The organism is Mesorhizobium carmichaelinearum, from assembly GCF_900199455.1.
In the GTDB taxonomy this organism is placed as follows: Bacteria; Pseudomonadota; Alphaproteobacteria; order Rhizobiales; family Rhizobiaceae; genus Mesorhizobium; species Mesorhizobium carmichaelinearum.
This window is the reverse complement of sequence record NZ_FZQR01000054.1, coordinates 1-19,409: the sequence shown is the minus strand read 5'-3', so window position 1 is coordinate 19,409 and position 19,409 is coordinate 1. Positions and strand designations below refer to the sequence as shown.

The following is a 19,409-nucleotide window of genomic DNA, read 5'->3' as shown; positions in this document are numbered from 1 at the left end:
AGGTGATATGCTCGTCCATGGCCCGTCTCCTATGCATGAGGCTCGGCGCCGGGATATCCAGCGCAACCCTCGATAACCTGCATACTGTGAGACGGGTCGCCCTACCTCAGGCGAACATGTGGTCTAGGCCCAGGCCGAGACACGCGAAAAATGGGCAACAAGGTCAACGTCTCGAATGTATCGGGTCAATTCGCCTGCGCAGGTCGACGTATGAAGGGCGCACGAGGCGCCCTTCAGTTAGGACCCAGTATCAATGAGCCACGTTCGTGTTTGGTTTTCAAAAGCGGTAAGTGACACCTGCCCCTATCAACCAGGGATCGAGCTTGGCTTTGCCCGTCAGCTTGGCACTGTTTACCGTGACGTCGAAGCTGGGCTTCAGGAAAAGCTTCTTCACGTCGAAGTTGAGGCCCCAGTGCTGATCCACCATGTAGTCGAACCCGACTTGTAGTGCGGTACCGAATGTATTCTTAATCTTCAGAGCATCGGCGCTGCCGGCATTCTGATTATAGAAGATCGTGTAGTTTACTCCGGCGCCGACATAGGGCTTGAAAGCGCCAAAATCGGTAAAATGATACTGCAGTGTGAGCGTAGGCGGTAGCACCCAAACCTCGCCAATTTGCCCTAGCCCGCTGATCGCTCCTTGGCCTGCGATATCCACGTGGGCGGTGGCGAGGATAAGCTCGGTGGCGATGTTGTCCGTGAAGAAATACGAGATGTCGAGTTCCGGTGTCACCGGGTTCGAATAGGAAAGACCGGAGCCTGGCACCGTATTGACGTAGCCCGAATCCTCAGTGCCGATCCCCAACGCGCGAAGGCGTACCTGCCAAGGGCTTGGCCATTCCGTGACCGAGGCTCCAGCCTGCGGGACGCACGCAGCTTGGGCAGGCTCAGCTGCGAGGGCCTGTTGTCCGGTCAGCATCAGGACAATAGCCACTGTTGTTACTCCGCGAGCCACGCCCATTAGTTTTTTCTCCATTAGATTCTCTCCTTACTCTTCAGAAACATATACTTCCGAAAAATCTGCTGGAATTGCTCGGCTTGCCAGCCGATCGCACTGCGAAGGAAATTGTTGCCCTGCGGCGCAATCACGCTTGAATTGAGCGCCCCCGAAATTTTCCAACGTCCTTGCCGCCTGCCTTGCCGTCCAGCCAAGGGCCCGTTCGCCTTCTACTTCCTCAAGCCAAAGAGGGATCGTCGTGGGGACATTCAGCGTGGGACGCAAATCGAATTCGGTCATGCCCGAACACTCAGAGGAACGAACCCCCAATGGCCTCCCGTTGGTCGGGAACGCACAGTGTTGGCCGCAGTGACCGCATATTCGACTGGCGTGATCATGAATGAGTTCTCCGGGTCAGAGGCGCGGCAACGCGTTTCCCATATGACCGCACATCTCGTGCCAACCAGGAGAATCATTCAGAACAATGCGATCGCCGGGGAGCCGCTGTGTCCGATCTGCGACATCGTTGAACATCCGACAAGACTGCAGCTTTTAGGACCTGGTTTGCAGGTCGCACGACACGCCACAACCCAAGCAGTGATGCTGACGGCAGATTGGTTGCGACCGCAATCTTCTGAGAAGCGCATGGTTTGTCCAGCGTCGATCTGCAGATACCCGCGCTGACGCACGACATCGGGCCAGACTGGCTGCGCGGATGGTCTACACCGCCAGCGCAAGAGCTTGAAACCCGAGACAAAGCGAGGGGGCGCCGCCGGTTGGCTGGCCTCATGGCTATGGAACCTCGCCGCATGTTTTGCAGTCATGGACCGCTTGCCGAAGCCGAAGTTGGCCATCGCCGGCACGACAACCCTGAAAGACGTCAGCTGGGCAGGGTGCCTATGACAGTAGATGGGTGTCTGGGCCTGAATTGTAGCTAAGCCAGCAGGCAGGCGGCAGCCGTGCCATCAGGAGCCAAAGTCTTTGCCGACGCACAAAAAATGTGTTCCCGGCTGGACGAGCAGACGGTCCAGAAGACGGGTCGGCTCTCATGCCGATTGGGGGGGTGTATGTGGCGGTTCGCGCTCGCTATGTGTGACTGTCCGCTCGCCCTTCGCGGCGCCCAGCGCCTCGTCCATCTCGGCCTCGCGGACCTCCTGCATCATCGTGCGGATCACTTCAAGCCATCCGGGCTCTGAAGCAGAATGTCTTTGACGACGGCACGGGCTGTCTTACTTTCAGTCTTGGCCATGGCGGCGTGTTGGTTGTAGGGAATCGGTGAGGTTGAGCATCACCAGCCTTTCATGACCGCCCTCTCTGGGCGAATTTGCAGAACCCCCAGAACATTACCTGGATTGATCGCGGCACCACAAACGTTTATCCCTGTCTAGGCCTCTCCCCGGAAATGCTGGGGTAGGTGTGCGGCGCCTCAAGTAAGCCTCAGCAATGGACCGCCATAATAGTTAACCCGCTGGTATTTTCCCGCTGCGCAAGACTCAGCCTGATCGCACAGCGACAAGTTGACTAACTCGCCGGTCATCGAGAAGTCGCCGTAGTCCAGGTCGCGGGTGATGCCGTGCGCGTTTCAGTAAGTCCAGACGATTGTCCGCGACTTACCGGGATTCCCGTGTACTTCGGCACCTCCTCGCCGGTCAAGCTCGTTGTCGAGGTTCTGGTCACGAGAGATTCGTCACGAAGGAGAGTGTCTTGCCTTTCGGGGTCATCGAACGTCGTCCGTCTGCTTTCGGTCAACCTAGTGTTCTCGTTGGTAACGACTTGGGCGACGCGCCGCGGGCGACCTCTGCGCAAAATCTCGTAGAAAGGGGCGAGCCCGCTGTTGGCATGCGCCATCAATTTGTAAACCTCGCCGGCAAGGTCGTCGCCTCATAAAGAAGACCTGAGCTTGCCCCGAGACAGGCAGTACGATCCGGTGCGCCGGGTGTTCGTCCAGCCCGGCCGAATTGGTGGCTGCTCGTCATTCAAGGTCAACTCGCTTTACAATCAAGAAATATCGACTCTCGGACGGGATTGGTCTGTGAGGCCGTTGCCCCTGTGGCTTGATAGAGGCTATCAGCGTCGCAGACGCCGAAACGCGTCAAATCGCGCTTCAATGGCATCCTATTGGCATGCGAAAGAAGATCATTTTTCCAAAAGGCTGCTGCAGGGGTTCGGAAATGCTTGCGGGGCGATCGTGGCGACGCGCGAAGCGGGTTAGAACGGCGAGCAGACGGCTATGTAGGCCAGCTAGCCATCACCGCTGGCTTCCTCGGCCCTGTCGAGCGCCACCATCGGGAACTGCCTCCTTTGCGTCGTTAAGAACTGCCCCCACCTTCAGGTTGCTGTTGTCGGCTGAAGGTCAGTTCCGCCGGAGACGGGCCGGAGGGAAGCGGAGCCGACCGGAGGCCTGTCACCGGCGGGCGGCCTGATGAGGCCGCTGTTTGCTTCGCGCGGAGCCTGTAGCTATCGTTGCCGATGATCTTTTGCATGTCCGGGATCACGGTGGCCAGCGTGTGGCCCTCATACGGATTGGCAGCGCTTTCGCCTGCAGCGCGAACTGGCCGCCCTTCGAGCGCGAGCGTGGTGGCGAGCGAGAGCTTGACGCGGAACTCGTAAGGGGCCGCCGGCGATCTTGGGGGAGATGTCGCGGTGGTCCGGCCGAAATAGGTCTTGAGCTCGCGCCTGTTTGGCCGGTCGCACCAGCCGCTCGCGCGCCCGATGAATGAGCTTGGCGTCGGTCGGGAACATCGCGTTCTTCGGCCGCACGGTCGTGTCCATGATCACCCGTCGCGCATCGGCTGTCGTCGCCCCGCTCTTGACCCCACCGCGAGGCCCTCCTGCAGCAGAGCCGTGATCGGCTCCTCGCGCATGCGGTGGCGCGTGCCGGTCACCTCGGGTTGCTTCCGCCAGCGGATTGCTGAGGACGCCCGCGCCTTGAAGGACCGGGCCGCCTGTGCCGGGAATTGCCATCGGCACCTTGCCCCAACATCACGCAATCCAGAATCCCGGAAGCACCCAACATCACGATCGATTCATCGAAGCCGACCGTCTCCGCTGCATAGGAGACAGGAGTTGGTCGGACCGCAATATCCGACGCAAGAAAGCACTACATTGCTCGGCCAAATGCTAGCTGCACAGCATATGTCCCGCCTGTCGCACGGCGTTTAGGAAGACACTGGCATGGGCGTCAACGTCGACCTTGGCCTGCATCGACAATGGCATGCCGCACCATGCTTCCAGTGGCGCAATGAAATGTGAGAAAGCACTGTTGATAATGCAATGGCGAATAACAAGGCCAGACTTGTCCAAAGCTAGCACGCCGGTCTGCTCGCCTTGATAACGGATTGCTGCCACCCGCTGCACCTCAGCGTCACCGTAGACCCGCACCTCGAAAAGCAGGATACCACGACTGCTAGCGGCTATCGCCGCAGCTTTTTCGGTGACGCTCAAGGAGAGCGAGCGGACGGTTTCGACCGCCATCCGAAACACCATCAAATCCAGTTCATACACCAACATATCGGCAATAGCGCGCAGTACAGGTGTAATTGCAATCGAAGCACGTGGCTTGTTCACAGATGCCGCCTCGCGACCGATAATATGATTGTTGGCGGTCAGTCACTGCGCGACGCGGTTTGCGATCGAACCCGGCCTTGGGGGAAGCCGCCGCTGAAGCTGAGTATTCCCCCATGGGTTAGCGTCCGCTCTTTCGTCCCTGAAAGCTGGGAGCCAGCTGGTGCCGATTGAACGGTCAAAAATCGAGCTTGCGGAAATCCGGCTCCTTCCAGGCATATCGGTACTCTTGGATCCAACATCCCAAGGCTTCTCGCATGCCAAGCACCGCCTGAGGACGCCCTGGACAGAGCGGCAGATCAGCACATCAAAGCCGCCCTATTCACAAACGACATTTCCTGAGGTACTGGGAGCGCAGAGAAATCTCCGGTCGCAGCCTACCCGGTCAAAACAGGGATCCCCACGATGAATACTCTGGTCATCTGCTCCGGCGGATTGGACTCCGTTTCCCTCGCCTACAAGTTGGCCGGGGCGAACGAACTCGCCGGCCTCCTATGTTTCGATTACGGCCAACGGCACCGGAAGGAATTGGGCTTCGCCACTTTGTGCGCGGAACGACTGCGCGTCCCGCACCGCATCATCGACATCCGTGAAATCGGCCGCAGCCTCTCCGGCTCCGCGTTGACCGATGACGTAGCCGTGCCCGACGGCCACTACGCCGAATCCACGATGAAGCTAACGGTGGTGCCGAACCGAAATGCCATCATGCTGGCCATCGCCTTCGGTGTTGCCGCCGCGCACAAATCCAACGCGGTTGCGACGGCTGTGCATGGTGGAGATCATTTCATCTATCCCGACTGCCGGCCGGCCTTCATCGACAGTTTCCAGACGATGCAGGACCGCGCCCTGGACGGCTACGCCAATATCCGACTCTGCGCGCCTTATGTGAACCTGACGAAGGCGGACATCGTTAAGGATGGAGCAAGATACGGCACACCATTTACGGAGACCTGGTCTTGCTACAAGGGCGGCCAGCGTCACTGTGGACGGTGCGGGACGTGCGTCGAGCGGCGCGAGGCCTTTCACCTGTCTGGGCACCCGGATCCTACCGACTATGAAGACTCCAAGTTCTGGCTCGACGCCTTGCGGAGGAACAACACGTAATGTTCCGCATCACAAAGGAGTTCCACTTTTCGGCTTCTCACCAGCTTACCCGTTTGCCTCCCGATCACCAATGTGCGCGGCTACACGGACACAACTACGTGGTCGAAGTGGAGCTTTCGGCCAAGGAACTGAACAAGCAAGGTTTCGTGCGCGACTATCACGATCTTACGGCGTTCAAGCTCTATATCGACGAGAATTTCGATCACCGACATCTCAATGATGTGCTGGGCCACGAGCAAGTCACGGCGGAATATCTGGCAAAACATTTTTATGAATGGTGCAAGGCACGCCTGCCCGAAACCTCGGCCGTGCGGGTGAGCGAAACGCCGAAAACATGGGCGGAATGCCGGCCATGACCGAAAGGCACCCTGCGATTCGTGTGAGTGAGATTTTCGGACCGACGATCCAGGGCGAGGGGGTGCTCATTGGTTTGCCGACGGTTTTCGTCAGAACCGGCGGGTGTGATTATCGCTGTTCCTGGTGCGACAGCCTGCATGCAGTGGACAATCAGTTCCGACATGAATGGAAGATGATGTCCGTCAGCGCGGTGTGGCAAAACGTGCTTTTACTTTCCGGCGGCCGCCCGATGATGGTGTCGCTGTCAGGGGGCAACCCGGCTATCCAGCCTTTCGGTGCGCTCATCAAGCTCGGCCATGATGCGGGCTACCGTTTTGCACTCGAGACCCAAGCTAGCGTGGCCAAGGAATGGTTTGCCGACCTTGACGTGCTGGTCCTCAGCCCCAAGCCGCCGTCAAGCGAAATGACAACCGATTGGGCCGCCGTCGAGGCGTGCCTAGAAGCGGCGTCGGACAAGCCGCAGGTGGTTCTGAAGCTGGTTATTTTCGATGAAAGTGACTACGCCTACGCGAAAAACGCCGCCGCGAGATTTCAGCGACTTCCAATCTATCTCCAACCCGGCAATCACACACCACCTAACCCTTCAAATGAGGACGCGCCTATCGACCGCGACGGAATAACCAAACGCATGGAGTGGTTGATCGCTAGCGTGATGCGTGACAGATGGTTCGAAGTCCGCGTGCTGCCGCAGCTACATGTTGTGCTCTGGGGCAACAAGAGAGGCGTCTAGATGGGGTAACGGGCCTCTGGCGCCGCGGCCAGACTGTATGGCAACGGCGGATGTTCACTTGCTGATCGTGGCGTTTGATCGGTCGCTCAGCAAGTCTAGCCAAATATAGCGGCACCCGGCATGTAAGCCACAGGTCGCCGGATGTCCAGCCGCGGCCAGCTGCGCGTACCGCCCAGACGCCTGCCTTTCTCCGATGGTCGTCCCTTCCTCCGTGAAGCGTACGCGCCAGCGGTGCGTGCAGACATTCGCGGCAAGAACGTCGCGGATCATGCGCGCTTCTGGCGCCCGGCCGGTTGGCGCGAAGTTTGCGGCGTTGGTGCAGATTCGACCGGGGCGCGGCGATGAGATGACTCGAAGCTTGGAACCCACCTCGATCCGATGAGAAGAAACACATGCCTAGCGAACAACTGGGTCGTCGCTATCAGCGGACCGCTTACGTCAGACTCTCGCCTGCTTACTGGCTACCTGCCTGGCTGGCCCCGTCGAAGGAGCGGTTCTTTCAGCCGCGTTGCGGGGTGCATCTTACACTGCGGCCACATGTGCATTTTTTTGCCCGGCGGCCTGAGGCACTTCGGTGGGCACTGAAATTCAGCGCTATTGATCCACGCTTTGCAGCTCAATCGGCGCTCTGATGGCTGGGCTGGACCACAGTTTCGACATCATAGTCGTTGGAGCCGGGCCGGTCGGCCTTTCGTTCGCCGCATCGCTTGCCCAGAGCAAACTCAAGGTGGCAATTGTCGAAGGGCAGTGCCTGGAAAAGCTGGCCAATCCGGCGTTCGACGGTCGCGAGATCGCCCTGACCAACGCCTCGATTCGAATTCTTCGCGGACTCGGGGCCTGGGATGTAATCCCCGCTTCAGCCAAATCACCGCTTCAAGGCGCGCGCGTGCTCAACGGATCGAGCCCTTTTGCTCTGCGTTTCGATCCTCCTAGGGCAGCTAAGGAACCGCTCGGGGTTCTGGTCCCGAATTTTCGGATCCGCGAAGCCCTGTTCAAGATCACCCGCTTGCAGGATCGGGCCCAGCTGCTGTGCGGCCACTCAGTCGTTGATGCCGCAAGCAGTCGCCAGGGAGCGGCCATAACGCTCTCCGATGGCAGGCTGTTGACCACTCGGCTTCTCGTCGCGGCAGACTCGCGGTTGTCAGCCACGCGCAAACTGCTCGGCGTTAGCGCCGACATCAATCGGCTTGGCGACTCGATGCTGATTTGCCGGGTAAGGCACGAGCGCGTCCATCACCAGATCGCTGTCGAATGGTTCGATCATGGACAGACCATGGCGATGTTGCCGCTCATGGAAGGTGTGTCATCGCTGCTTCTCACTTTGCGCTCTAACGAGGCCGATGAACTGCATGCTTTGGACGACGATTTGTTCCTAATGGAATTGATGCGCCGGTGTCGAGGGCACCTTGGAAAACTGACACTCGCCAGCAACCGCCATATCTACCCCTTGGTCACGACTTGGGCGCACAAGTTCTGGGCGCCGAGCGCCGCATTGATCGGTGACGCGGCCATTGGCATGCACCCCGTAACCGCGCATGGCTTCAACATCGGTCTCGGCGGACAGAAGCACCTCGCGCAAAGTATCCTAACTGCCCGTCGCGACCATCGCGACATTGCCGACCCCGACATGCTCAGCAGATACCAGAGCTGGCTACGCATCTCGGCGGCACCACTTTACCACGCCACGAATATACTCGTCGGACTCTACTCAGCGGAGCACCCGGCAGCACGGTTTGCAAGACATGCAGGACTTCGCTTAGCGCAACACCTTCCCCTTGTCCGCCATGGCATTTCGGCCATGCTGAGGCGGTGACACGGGCCTCAGCGCGGAAGGCGGGGCCGGAGGCCTGCGTCACTAGGAGCGGCAGCGGTCGCGGCCAGATCAGCCTTTGCGTTAGCACTCGAGCACGTGAGGGAATCGATGAATCGATTGTGATCTGACGGCCGGCGCCGCTCCTGATTCAACGTCTGCTTCAGGAAAGTGAACGATGGCGCGAGCGCTCAGAGAGGATCTTAGGTTGCCTGTTTTGAAGGCTGCGGATGAAGGGACTTCGGCGCGTCAGGCGGCGGCACGATTTGGGGTGGGGATATCGAGCGCGATCCGCTGGATCGCCGGGGCCAGACTGGGCGACACGACGCCCCGGTCTCAGGGACGGCGACGCAGGTCGCGGCTCGACGGGCACGCAGACTTAATCCTCGGGCGGGTTGCAGCATAAGCACATCGCGCTGAACGAAATCGTGGGGCGGCTAGGGATCGAGGGTCGCTGAGCATCGGCCGCAGCGCCTTAAGCGATTGGCTGGGCGGGCACGGCTGGACGTTCAAAAAGTCCGCACATGCACCGGAGCAGGATCGTCACGATATCCTGGAGACGCCGGCGTGCCTAGTTCGACGGCTAGCTTGATCTCGACCCAGCGAAGCTTCGTCGACGAAACCGCCCTGTCGACCAAGATGGCACGTCTGCGCGGAAGAGCACTGTGCGGCGACGCTGCCGGGCTGGCGTGCCACGACCTTTACGGGCGCACTGCGGCTGACCGGCATGACCGCGCCGATCCTTCTACGACAGCGCCATGAATGGCAACGTTCCTTGCCTATGTCGAGCATGTGCTGGTCCCGGCATTGTCGGCCGGCGACCGCCGTAATCATGGACAACTTGCCCGCCCACAAAGGCTGTTGAGCGCATGGGCGAGCGGACCATCGCCGCGTTGTGGAATAAGGTCGGGGCACCGTTGTCGGCCTTTTTTCGCCCGCAGAATGCGCCAACTAATTCTAGGCCGCTGGATAGGACCGGATTAAATCGGACGTCTTGTTTGACTTCAGGCTTTGATGTGCATCCTTGTCGTCGGAATCAAAGGATGCGCTATGGGCCAGGTTCTGCATGGGAGCGCCACAACGACAGAGGCGGTCCGTCGAGCGATACATCATAGTCATGTCTGGACGTATATGGACCCCGCCCGCTGATCAAGGGCTTGTTTTCGGCGATGGGATGGTCGCGGGTGCAATCATGTCTCCGGCCTGTTGTTCCGGTACTTAATCGCTGGCCCTGATGGTGTCCGCTGATCCTTGGCCGACTACGTTGCAGGTTTTCGTCTGTTCCCATCACGTCATTGTCGCCCTCGATTCTGGACCGCAGCCTCAGATACCGGCATAGCGTGCGTCATCCCGCATGAGCGCGAAGGCGATGCGGGCGAGCTCATTGGCGGTCGCCACGGCGACAAGCTTGAACGGCTTGGTCTCCATCAGGCGATCGGCCCAGCTTCTCAACGCATCGCTGCAACGTTTACGATGGAAGAGGACCGCGTGAGCGCCGACAACGAGCAGCTTGCGTAGATATCGGTTTCCCATTTTGGAAACGAAATCGGCCGCATCCTCGCCGATGCCGGATATCGCGGCCACAATGCACCGCACAGCCACGAACTCAGGGGCTTCACCGCCGGCCAGAAGCGCCGCGTCACGCCAGCCATCACGCGCCAGATGCGGCGCCGCTCCGCCATGGAGCCCGTGATCCGCCACACCAAGGCCGAACACGCGATGGAACGCAACTGCCTTGCCGGCGAGCAGGGATGCCGTCAGCGCCATCCTGGCCGCCGCCGGCTACAACTTCTCGCTCCTGCTCAACTGGTTCAGGCAGTCCGATTCAAGCCAGCCGCGCCCAGCGGTGTCTGCTGGGCGCGAACACTGGGCAACGCCAGTCGTCTATGCGTTGCATCAAGGCCATGCTGACGAAAGAGGACAATCGGCGCGCCGTCCAGACCCGCCCGCACAGCTTTCGCCGACTCGAGGGATTGGATTAGCTTGCCTTTTTATTCCGGGCGGATGCAGATTATGCCGATGGCAGGCCGCGTGCCCCAGAACGAACTTCGATTGCTTAAATCAAGCTGCGACCTTCTTGCGGGTCTGCTTCGCCGGCGCTGGCGTTTCCGGCTCTTTCGGTTTGCGGCCGAGCCCCATCGTCTTGGCCAACGCCGAACGCGCAGATGCGTAATTCGGCGCGACCATGGGATAATCCGCCGACAGTTCCCATTTGGCGCGGTATTCGTCCGGTGTCATCCCATATTGAGTCGAAAGATGGCGCTTTAGCGATTTGAATTTTTTCCCGTTCTCCAGGCAGATGATGTAGTCCGGCGTCACCGATTTCCTGATCGACACCGCAGGTTTGAGATCCTCCGGTTCTTGTGCAGAAACGGTACCGCCGGCAGTGCCCTTGAGTGCCGCGTGCACTTGGTCGATCAGGGCAGGCAGATCACCGACCGGGACCGCGTTGTTGGAAACATAGGCTGAGACAACATCGGCGGCGAGCTCGATCAGGACGTCCATGTTGTTGTCGGCTTCTTCCGTCATGCAAATCTCCAGGTTGGCTTGAAAGACAGTCGCGAAGCATCGCTACATAGTGGCGGTTGGCTCGGAAAGCAATAAAGCTCCGGCAAGACTAGGACGCTCGTCCCCTCGGGGGCCAATAGTGGCGAATCCCGCCGTGATGCGCATGCTTATCCGGCGGGTTGGCGCGACCCGTGCTCAAAGTCCCCAGGTCCGATCCTGACTCGAAAACCCAACTCTATCTGACGGTCGGAAGCCGATCTGGAGGGCTTCTGGTCCGCACCTTCGGCAGCGGGCCACATGAGCTTCCAGCGATGCTTTATTCGCGCCTTTGTCGCTGGCCAGAAACCGTTTGAGTGCGGCGGCTTAGGGACCGCCTCTGCTCCAGATATTTGAAGCAGGCTTCATGGCGGCCTGATCGTCGAATGATCGAGGTCGATGCCACACTCCCCCGATCATCTCCCTCATATCGCGCAGGCTCAGCCAAGCGGGTGGTCAAAGACTTTGGAACACAGCCTATCTCTTCCCTGCGTCGGATCACAAAATGTGCAGCAAAGCCGACAGAAACTGGAGCTATTGAACGAAACTGTCGGATCTCGAACAGAGGATAAAAGCCAACGGATTGAACACGGTTTACGTATGCCGGTCGTGTTTTTCTTGGCTGTTAATGTCAGCGCGCCCCACGTCTTCAGGATGGCACGCAACTTGCTCAGTCAAATTCGGAAGCTGTTGCGACGTCTGTCCAGAAGAGAATGTGCGGATATATCGCAAAATTTAGAAGGAGTCGCGCGGTGCGCGTCTTTTTCGACAAGAGGTGAGAGGGAGATTCTCTGAGTTCCCCTTTATCCTTTAAGATTGAGGTAAATAATGAAGATCAAGAGTCTTCTCCTTGGTTCAGCTGCGGCTCTGGGGACAGTTTCGGATACGCGCGCCGCGGACTCGGTCGTACTCGCCGAGCCGGAACTGGTCGCAAACGTCAAGATCTGCGATGTCTATGGTTCGGGCTATTTCTATATACCCGGCACCGAGGTCTGCCTGCGCATCGGGGGCTTTGTCCGTCAAGATATCGGTCTGGGCGATACTGGATCGTCCGACGGCGCAAGAATCTCCCATGCGAGGACGGGCGAGGATCAGGCCACATGGAGGAATAACACGCGCTTCACGTTCAAGACTTGGTCCGCCCAGGAGACGGCGCTCGGCACGTTGAAGACCTACACCGAAACTTGGATGAACTTTGGGAACCGCAACGCATATTCAGGTCAGGGCAGTTCTCGGAATTACGCCGTCAACAGAGATATTGCGTTGACTTCCGCCTGGTTCCAGCTCGGTGGCCTTCGAATTGGCAAGGAGCGGTCTGCGTTCGGCACATATACGGGCTATGCTGGCAAGGCCTTCAATCATATTCTTGTTCCATACGGCATGGCCGATACCAACGTGGTTCAGTACTACTTTGACGGCGATACTGCCTTTTCAGCCGTAGTGTCGCTCGAAAAGAGCTCCGGTCTAGCCGGGACAGTCGACAGCTATATTCCGCACGTCGTGGTCGGCGCGAAGTACACTCAAAGCTGGGGCGAGGTTAGAGGTGTTTTCGCCTATGACAGTAACTATCACTCGGTAGCCGGCAAGGTCCGCGTCGACTTCAATGTGACGCACGAACTGGTGCTCTTCGGAATGGTCGGCTACGGCTTCAGCGGCGGACTGAACGATGACTCCACGAATGCAGTCAATGCTCATGGTCGTGGCTTCTACAAACAGTGGGGCGGCAGCTGGGCGTTTTGGACAGGCGCAACTCTCAACCTCAACGAGAAAGCTGCGCTGAATATTCAGGTCTCCGGCGATCAGCTCAATAACTACGGTGCGGCGGCAAACGTCTACTATACGGTCGCTCCAGGTTTGGTGGTCATAGCCGAAGTCGACTTTGACCACTATGGCGACTTCGGCGTCCACATGGTCAATCCATCCAACGTGAACTGGACTACCGCAGATAAAAAGAACAGCGTCGGCGGCATCCTCCGTTTCGAACGCTCATTCTAACGGAATGAAGAGGCACGTTTCGGGGATGGCGGGCCAATCCCGTAACACACTTCGAGATTTTGCACCACAAGAATGGTGACCTGAGACTCATCTGTGCTCCAGTTCAATGGAGAGTCCGAGCAGTCTTGAAGGCGTCGGGTTTCGGTGGCGGCGACACGACGGTCCGCAAGAGGCTTGAGCAGCTTGGCTTGGAAGTGATCGGCACTACGGGCGAAATAACATCGCAAATGGGCGAGGTGCCGACTTCGCCAAATGTTCGGAATCGTCGGTGCCACCTTGAACACCGGCGTCTTCCGGCCGAGATGACTGGATCAGCGTGGAGACTGCAACGCCGCTAAAAATCGACGGGCTCCGCACGGCCATGACGGCACCTCCAGGTTTTTGCTGTTGTGGTTCGGCAGCAACCCCGGCGTCTAATTTCATTTTCATTCGCCATTGCTCTCGTGTTTCCCGGGCTGACATTGGAATGGAAATCGCAGCTCAGAAATTGGAGTGTGTTCTGTCACGCCACCAGAGCCCGATTTGAAGCCTTGTATGGCAGTTACAAACGCCCCTTGGGGACATTCGGCAACGCTTCCCAATATTGTGCCGGAAAAGCCGGCCCAAGAGCCCTCGTCGGGAACCCCGCCATTGGATTTGCCAATTGCCGCTTTCTGCCCGTCTGGTGTCTCACACTGGAAGCGAAGTTCGGAGATCGGCGTGTGTGCACTGATACCGCCAGATCCGGCTTTAAATCCTTGAATTGACTTTACGAAATAGCCTGCCGGACACGCACCAGGGTCCCCCTGATAGGTTCCTGAAAACCCTGCCCACGAGCCGTTTGTCGGCATGTTGGGAGACGTCCTCCCCACAAAACGATTGTTCCCCTTCAGATCCGTACACCAAAAACGGAGCTCTGAAATCGGCGTTGTCGCGGTGATCCCGCCGGACCTGGATTTCAGATCTTGAATTTGCATTATGAATGTACCCGGCGGGCACGTGGAAGGTCGCGAGGTGGAGGCGGTATAGGAGTGCCAGTGCACCGCCATTTTTCACGATATTGCGGGCGTGGTGGAAAACCAACCAGCCGAGAGTCATTGGCGAGAACCGTTCCTTTTGAACAACCTGGGGGACAAGCGTTGTCAGGCGGGACACCTGGCCCTTGCCAGCCTGTCCAAAACTCTCCGCAGTCACCCATGCCGGTAATTGCAGAACAACTCGGATGGTTGCCGGGATTGAAAGCCACCAAATTATCGCCGGGCAGGCAATCGGAGGGAGGACATTGCAGATACACACTGCCGTCTATTTGAGATCGGCAGACCCTGCATCAGTGCGGCGCCTGGCCCCCTTCAATACTCGCAGACACGATGCGGCGCTCGGCCCGCGTGGCGTATTTCGGTTTGAGCAATCTGATCCGCCGCTCACGGCAGAGGCGAGCAAAATAAGTACAAAAGAGTCAAACGTCCCTACGTATGTTCCTCATTTTAGCCGCGCCGCAACAACCGGAAAGTGGCCGCGAGGAGTTCTCTGGACGCTGACGCATGCCCATGACGTTGGGCGGGTTGCGGGAGTCCGATGCGCATGCTGCAACATCACGCTACTACAAGCCAGCCGAACTGCGTGAGGTGATGTTACCGCTTTTCTTGTTCAGGTAGCCCCTCGGAGCGATTTTTCAGTGAACGGCGGCGGCCTAAAGTCTTGCCGCTTTCGCACCGTGGAATTTCTCACTTGACCCGACAAGCCGATCGACGGCTGCGCTTGTCGGCATGTCAATGACCGTGATTGCACTTGCGGCAAGGAAGCGGCGTTCGTTTCTGGTCAGCGTTGCTGCGTCGATGACCGCAAAATGCGGGCCCTGGGAGCGCTTCATGATCTGTCGGGCGTAGGTGCGCAGCATCTGATCATCGAAGCGGCAGCCGAGAAAGAAAAGGCCGCGGTGGGTGCGTCGTTCCTTCACAGTGTCAGGAATCGGCGTCTGGATGTCGATTTCGGTCAGGACTTCGACATAGTCCGAATCTGCGACGATGAAATTTGCAGCCGGCCTGATGCTCCCATGAGGCTTATAGAGAACCGTCTTTGGCGCTGGTCCCGGTTCGACTTCCCTCCCGGACAAGTCGTAGGTTTTCGTCCATATGTCGCCAATCTCTTTTACCCGTGTGACGCCTTGTATCTCGATGACGTCCGTTCGAGCGGTCTCGGCGAGCGCCGCACGCATGGCGCCGTCGTACCAGCTGTCGACGATGAGGGAGAGCGGCAGCGTCGCGAGCCAGCTGTGGAAGACGGTGGGTGCCACTGGCGCTGCGAATATCTCCGTCATCCAGGCTTGCAGCGTCCGGCGATGCCAGCGCTGTTCGATAAACTGCGCGACCGACCACATATTGGTGCGGATCTTGGAAGGGGCTGGTGCCCGCGCGTTGAGTGCCGCGGCAACGCCCTCTGGCGTATGCGGTACAGGCGGTTCCGCGGAACTAAGCCTGAGAAGGCCCGGACCGAGATAAGGGATGACCACATCGGCGGCGAGCCCTTCCTTCAGCAGGCTAACCCGCTTGTTGGCAAAACTGTCCCGAATGACGACCAGGTGACTCGGGGTCAGGATCGTATTCATGTTCGTTCCCCTCTCGGCACTGTTCAGTCCTGGCCGGAAATCTTCCGCGCCTCGACGGTAATCGGCAAATGCGTATCCTGCGGTAGATCGGGCAGAACGAGCCGCCATCCGTTCCTGAGCGTCACGGTCCCGCCCCACAGGCCTTCGTTCTCGCACTTGACGATCGGCTCTTCGAGATCTTTTTTGGGGACATAGGCCGACAACCCAGCACTGGTCCTGCGGATCATCACTTTCATCTGGCTGCTCCTAAATGGGCCGCGCTTTCGGCGTTGCAAGTAGCCCCGGCATTGTCGAGGCTCGTCAGCTCGCGCGCTCGCATGCCAACGATCATCCCGCGATCGCTCCATTCGACTGCGTAGATGTAGAATTGCTGCAGAAAGGTGCCGATGTCACGTACGTAACCCTCGTCGCCCTTCCGCACGAGGTTTTCGCCGATACTTCTACCAGGATAGGTGCCGTCGTTCTTGACATGGCGGACGGCACGGACCCGCTCACCCGGCATAAATCGTGGAGGTTTGCGGATCTCGACCACCTGTTCGCGTACTGGCCACATTCTGTTCTTCTTCCCTTTCAAAGGCGCAGTTTGGTGTAAAGGAGGACAAGCTTCCTGCGGAGGCGGCTATCCCACTATGTCTGTGGACGGACTGAGGGTCAGGCGGGAACGCATGTGTTCGGCACAGGGCACACGGAGGCGCATTGCTGAGCATCGAAGGCCCCCTCGCATTCGGTGCACTTATCCGCATCGATCACGTAGCTCTCCCCCTTAAACTTGACCGCTGTTGAGGGACATTCGAATTCGCAGGCGCCGCACTGGGTGCATTGGGATGCGATGATCTTGAAACTCATTGTAACTCCTGGTTTTGTTGGGAATTAGACGGCTCAGGCCGTAGCCGCGAGCGGTTGGACTCCAAACTCGGCGGTGTAAAGCGCACTGATTGCAGTCTCGATGTAGTCATGGCTGTAAGCGTCGATTGCCCGGATACCAGCTTCGGCGAGCTGATCCTTGGGGCAGTTTCCGATCTTGGCGCACAGCACGATATCTATGCCTTCCAGCGCAGCGATGACGCCGCCTAGGGTGGCCTTTTCGGCCCAGCCCCCGAGGCAATACAGCTCGACCTTGCGATGGCCGACGAAGCCGATCCCACGCGACGAGGCCTCATAAACGTGGAATTCCTCCGCATGGCCGAAGTGTTCGTTGATGCGGCTGCCGCCCCTCGTCGCCACTGCGAAGAGAAGGGGCTTGCGCGAGTCCGCTGCTTTGACCTGTCCTATCGCTTGGCTCTTAGCCGCCACGTGATCGCGGCGCTCATGCGCGACCACTTCCCGGTAGGCCTCGCGCTTGTTCGCGTCGTAAGTGACGTCGCCAGAAATCCGGTCGAGGGTGAACTCCTGGCCACGATCCTCGCCCAACAGGCCGACCGCATCGGCCCGGCACTGCCGGCAGTGGCGCATCAGCTGGGCGCCGCCCTCGAGTCGATCCTGGAGCGCCTTCATCTCCATCGCATTTGGGCCGCGCTGCCCGCTCAGGCCGTAGTGCGTACCGTGCGCAGGATCGGAAATCAGGGGCATGACATTGTGCAGAAACGCGCCGCGCTCCTTGACCCATTTATTCACCTCGATCAGATGATCGTCGTTCACGCGGGGGATCATCACCGAATTGATCTTGGTAAGGATGCCGCGCGCGCTCAGCATCTCCAGGCCCAACATTTGCCGCTCATGGAGGATCCGGGCAGCTTCTATGCCGGTGTAGCGGCGCTGGTCGAAGAAGATCCAAGGATAGATTTTTGCGCCAACTTGCGGGTCGACCATGTTGATGGTGATCGTCACGTGCTCCACATCCATGTCGGCAAGCTCGGGGACATGATCTGGCAGCGCGAGCCCGTTTGTGGAGATGCACAGCTTGAGGTCGGGGATTTCTTTTCGGACGTATTCGAACGTGGTCTTTGTCTTTTTCCAGTCATAACAGGCATCTCCCGGTCCCGCGATGCCAAGGACGGAAAGTTGCGGCACCTCGTTGGCGACCGCGATCACCTTGCGGAGCGCCTGGTCGGGCGTCAGCTTTTCCGAGACGACGCCAGGCCGGCTTTCATTGGCGCAATCATATTTCCGATTGCAGTAGTTGCATTGGATGTTGCAAGCTGGCGCCACCGCGACGTGCATGCGCGCGAAGTAGTGGTGCGCTTCTTCTGAAAAGCACGGGTGATCCTTGATCTTGCCCCAGACAGCGGGGTCCACGTTGTCCGGCTTCCCCGACACGCCGCATGATGAAGATGCGCAGCCACCTGATTTCGCGAGCGGCCGCAATTTATCGAAAGTCGTCGTGCTGGTTAGGGGCTCAAGCGAAACGATCGGTGCGGACATCGAACGACTCCGTTGCTGGGTGGACATCGCTGTTCAAGGCGCAAGAGCTATGCCAGATCAAAGTGCAGGTTTAGTCCACCAATTGACGTTCCGTGTCGAACTCTGTCGGTTGGCGCCGGCGCAATTTTGTCGGGTTTCCGACAACGAACAAGCGATCTGGTCGCTTGGAAGTACCGGAGCCTGACGCTTGATGGGTCAGGCCTTCTGGACAATTCCGGATAGAGCATGATGTTGTATTCGTTCGGATTTGCAAAAATCAACCAGGTGAAGCCGGCCTACCAAAAAGCTCAACTGCCCTGGTCTAGAACTTCCTCAGCTCGATACCGCGCCGGCGTAGCGCGTAGCCGATTTGCCGCGGTGTGAGGCCGAGAATACGAGCCGCTTTGGCCTGAACCCAGCCGGCCTTTTCCATCGCATCATCGATCAGCCGATGCCGTTCCGTCAGACGCGAGCCCTTTGCGCGCGAAGCGGGATCGTTGGCATCGCCGATGTTGCGGGGCGAAACCCAAACGTCCGGTGCGCCAAAGCGCCCGGCTGGCAGCAGCGATCGTGCGCAGTCATCGATGGCATTGCTGCCGTGCCAACGCTCGGCTCGTTTCCAAAGGAGCGAAGAAAGGCACCGGCCATTCGTGCAAGCGAAGTCTGATGGAGTGATCGTTTTGGAACGCGCAAGTGTAGCCGTCCTTTGCACGCAATATGCCAGCTCGCGCATGTTACCGGGGAAATAGCATTGCGAGATCAGGTCGAGTGCTGACGGCGCGAAGGCGAGATCACGACGGCTCTCCTTGTTGAATCGGTCAAGGAAGGCGTTCGCAAGGCGTGGAATGTCTCCGGATCGCTCTCTAAGCGGGGGCAGGATTATTGGCACCACATTGATCCTGTAATAAAGGTCGGCCCTGAACTGTCCGTTCACGACAGCCGTCTCGAGGTCCTTGTCGGTGGCGCATATGAGGCGGACATCGACCTTCAGTGTTGTGGTCCCACCGACACGCTCCAGTTCGCCTTCCTGCAATACGCGCAACAGCTTGGCTTGAAAGGCAGGGGAAATCTCACCGATCTCATCCAGCAGCAGTGTCCCGCCATTTGCCAATTCGAAAGGGCTGGCGCGCTGGGAAATAGCACCGGAGAAGGCGCCCTTGTCGTGCCCAAACAGCTCTGATTCCAGCACGTTTTCGGGAAGTGCGGCGCAGTTCAATTTGACGAAAGACTTGTTCCTCCGGCGGGACCGCTTGTGGATGGCCTGCGCTAGAATTCCTTGCCAGTGCCGCTCTCGCCTCGCAGAAGCACAGTGGAATTATACCAAAGGATCTGACGGCTGACTCTCTTGGGATTTCGGAATGAGCGGATCCGTGATTCGATTGCGCGAGGAGGATTCGCGCCATGGGCTCAGCGATCAAGATGCGGACGGATTATTCGGCAGCCG

The 19,409-nt window shown here is 58.7% G+C and carries 16 protein-coding genes and 5 pseudogenes; 7 read left to right on the top strand and 14 right to left on the bottom strand.

Going from position 1 to position 19,409, the window contains the following annotated elements; translation table 11 throughout:
- Positions 1 to 277 precede the first annotated feature (277 nt).
- The 5 genes and pseudogenes from CKW40_RS39990 to CKW40_RS39970 all read right to left on the bottom strand — a co-directional run bounded on the left by CKW40_RS39990 (position 278) and on the right by CKW40_RS39970 (position 4,447).
- Entirely contained in the window at positions 278 to 961 is a 684-nt protein-coding gene (locus CKW40_RS39990; protein ID WP_439331035.1) for an OmpW/AlkL family protein, read from the bottom strand.
- 27 nt (positions 962 to 988) lie between these two features.
- A complete protein-coding gene (locus tag CKW40_RS43440) occupies positions 989 to 1,237 on the bottom strand; it encodes a hypothetical protein (RefSeq protein WP_143748490.1) in 249 nt (82 codons plus the stop codon).
- 797 nt (positions 1,238 to 2,034) lie between these two features.
- Positions 2,035 to 2,186, bottom strand: a pseudogene (locus tag CKW40_RS39985) (IS256 family transposase); the annotation flags it as partial.
- Positions 2,187 to 3,378: 1,192 nt separating this feature from the next.
- A pseudogene (locus CKW40_RS45060) lies at positions 3,379 to 3,855 on the bottom strand (hypothetical protein); the annotation flags it as partial.
- A gap of 202 nt (positions 3,856 to 4,057) precedes the next feature.
- The gene (locus CKW40_RS39970) at positions 4,058 to 4,447 is read right to left on the bottom strand and encodes a hypothetical protein (RefSeq protein ID WP_095205110.1); all 390 of its coding nucleotides are present in this window, start codon (positions 4,445 to 4,447) and stop codon (positions 4,058 to 4,060) included.
- 459 nt (positions 4,448 to 4,906) lie between these two features.
- On the opposite strand from CKW40_RS39970, the gene queC reads away from it, so the two are divergent.
- The 6 genes and pseudogenes from queC to CKW40_RS39935 all read left to right on the top strand — a co-directional run.
- Positions 4,907 to 5,605: a 7-cyano-7-deazaguanine synthase QueC gene (gene queC, locus CKW40_RS39965; protein WP_095205109.1), complete on the top strand. Its 699-nt coding sequence runs from the start codon at positions 4,907 to 4,909 to the stop codon at positions 5,603 to 5,605.
- Positions 5,605 to 5,961, top strand: coding sequence for a 6-carboxytetrahydropterin synthase QueD (queD, locus tag CKW40_RS39960; protein ID WP_095205108.1), 357 nt, complete (start codon positions 5,605 to 5,607; stop codon positions 5,959 to 5,961). The genes queC and queD overlap by 1 nt, the downstream gene beginning before the upstream one ends.
- Entirely contained in the window at positions 5,958 to 6,692 is a 735-nt protein-coding gene (gene queE / locus CKW40_RS39955; RefSeq protein WP_095205107.1) for a 7-carboxy-7-deazaguanine synthase QueE, read from the top strand. The genes queD and queE overlap by 4 nt, the downstream gene beginning before the upstream one ends.
- A 631-nt stretch (positions 6,693 to 7,323) precedes the next feature.
- A complete protein-coding gene (gene ubiM, locus CKW40_RS39950; RefSeq protein ID WP_095205106.1) occupies positions 7,324 to 8,505 on the top strand; it encodes a 5-demethoxyubiquinol-8 5-hydroxylase UbiM in 1,182 nt (393 codons plus the stop codon).
- 175 nt (positions 8,506 to 8,680) lie between these two features.
- Positions 8,681 to 9,457: pseudogene (locus CKW40_RS39945) on the top strand (transposase).
- A gap of 581 nt (positions 9,458 to 10,038) precedes the next feature.
- Positions 10,039 to 10,321, top strand: a pseudogene (locus CKW40_RS39935) (IS5/IS1182 family transposase); the annotation flags it as partial.
- Positions 10,322 to 10,563: 242 nt separating this feature from the next.
- Here the strand turns inward: CKW40_RS39935 and CKW40_RS39930 are convergent.
- A complete protein-coding gene (locus CKW40_RS39930) occupies positions 10,564 to 11,031 on the bottom strand; it encodes a Ros/MucR family transcriptional regulator (protein ID WP_095205105.1) in 468 nt (155 codons plus the stop codon).
- 843 nt (positions 11,032 to 11,874) lie between these two features.
- Between CKW40_RS39930 and CKW40_RS39925 the strand changes: the two genes are divergently transcribed.
- Positions 11,875 to 13,041, top strand: coding sequence for a porin (locus tag CKW40_RS39925; protein ID WP_095205104.1), 1,167 nt, complete (start codon positions 11,875 to 11,877; stop codon positions 13,039 to 13,041).
- A gap of 204 nt (positions 13,042 to 13,245) precedes the next feature.
- On the opposite strand, the gene CKW40_RS43435 is transcribed toward CKW40_RS39925, so the two are convergent.
- The 8 genes and pseudogenes from CKW40_RS43435 to CKW40_RS39895 form a co-directional block, all read right to left on the bottom strand.
- Positions 13,246 to 13,464 carry a hypothetical protein gene (locus tag CKW40_RS43435; RefSeq protein ID WP_143748489.1) on the bottom strand — a complete coding sequence of 73 codons (219 nt, stop codon included), beginning with the start codon at positions 13,462 to 13,464 and terminating at the stop codon, positions 13,246 to 13,248.
- A gap of 2 nt (positions 13,465 to 13,466) precedes the next feature.
- Entirely contained in the window at positions 13,467 to 14,069 is a 603-nt protein-coding gene (locus CKW40_RS45835; protein WP_369333065.1) for a hypothetical protein, read from the bottom strand.
- A gap of 641 nt (positions 14,070 to 14,710) precedes the next feature.
- Positions 14,711 to 15,625, bottom strand: coding sequence for an SIR2 family NAD-dependent protein deacylase (locus CKW40_RS39920; protein WP_095205103.1), 915 nt, complete (start codon positions 15,623 to 15,625; stop codon positions 14,711 to 14,713).
- Positions 15,626 to 15,648: 23 nt separating this feature from the next.
- Complete coding sequence (gene nifT, locus CKW40_RS39915) at positions 15,649 to 15,861, bottom strand: putative nitrogen fixation protein NifT (RefSeq protein ID WP_095205102.1); 213 nt, start codon at positions 15,859 to 15,861, stop codon at positions 15,649 to 15,651.
- Positions 15,858 to 16,178, bottom strand: a complete 321-nt coding sequence (locus CKW40_RS39910) for a nitrogen fixation protein NifZ (protein WP_095205112.1) — start codon at positions 16,176 to 16,178, stop codon at positions 15,858 to 15,860. Before CKW40_RS39910 ends, nifT begins: the two co-directional genes overlap by 4 nt.
- A 98-nt stretch (positions 16,179 to 16,276) precedes the next feature.
- The gene (locus CKW40_RS39905) at positions 16,277 to 16,471 is read right to left on the bottom strand and encodes a 4Fe-4S dicluster domain-containing protein (protein ID WP_095205101.1); all 195 of its coding nucleotides are present in this window, start codon (positions 16,469 to 16,471) and stop codon (positions 16,277 to 16,279) included.
- Between the two features lie 33 nt (positions 16,472 to 16,504).
- Complete coding sequence (gene nifB, locus CKW40_RS39900; RefSeq protein WP_095205100.1) at positions 16,505 to 17,986, bottom strand: nitrogenase cofactor biosynthesis protein NifB; 1,482 nt, start codon at positions 17,984 to 17,986, stop codon at positions 16,505 to 16,507.
- 301 nt (positions 17,987 to 18,287) lie between these two features.
- A pseudogene (locus CKW40_RS39895) lies at positions 18,288 to 19,282 on the bottom strand (sigma 54-interacting transcriptional regulator); the annotation flags it as partial.
- Positions 19,283 to 19,409: the final 127 nt, after the last annotated feature.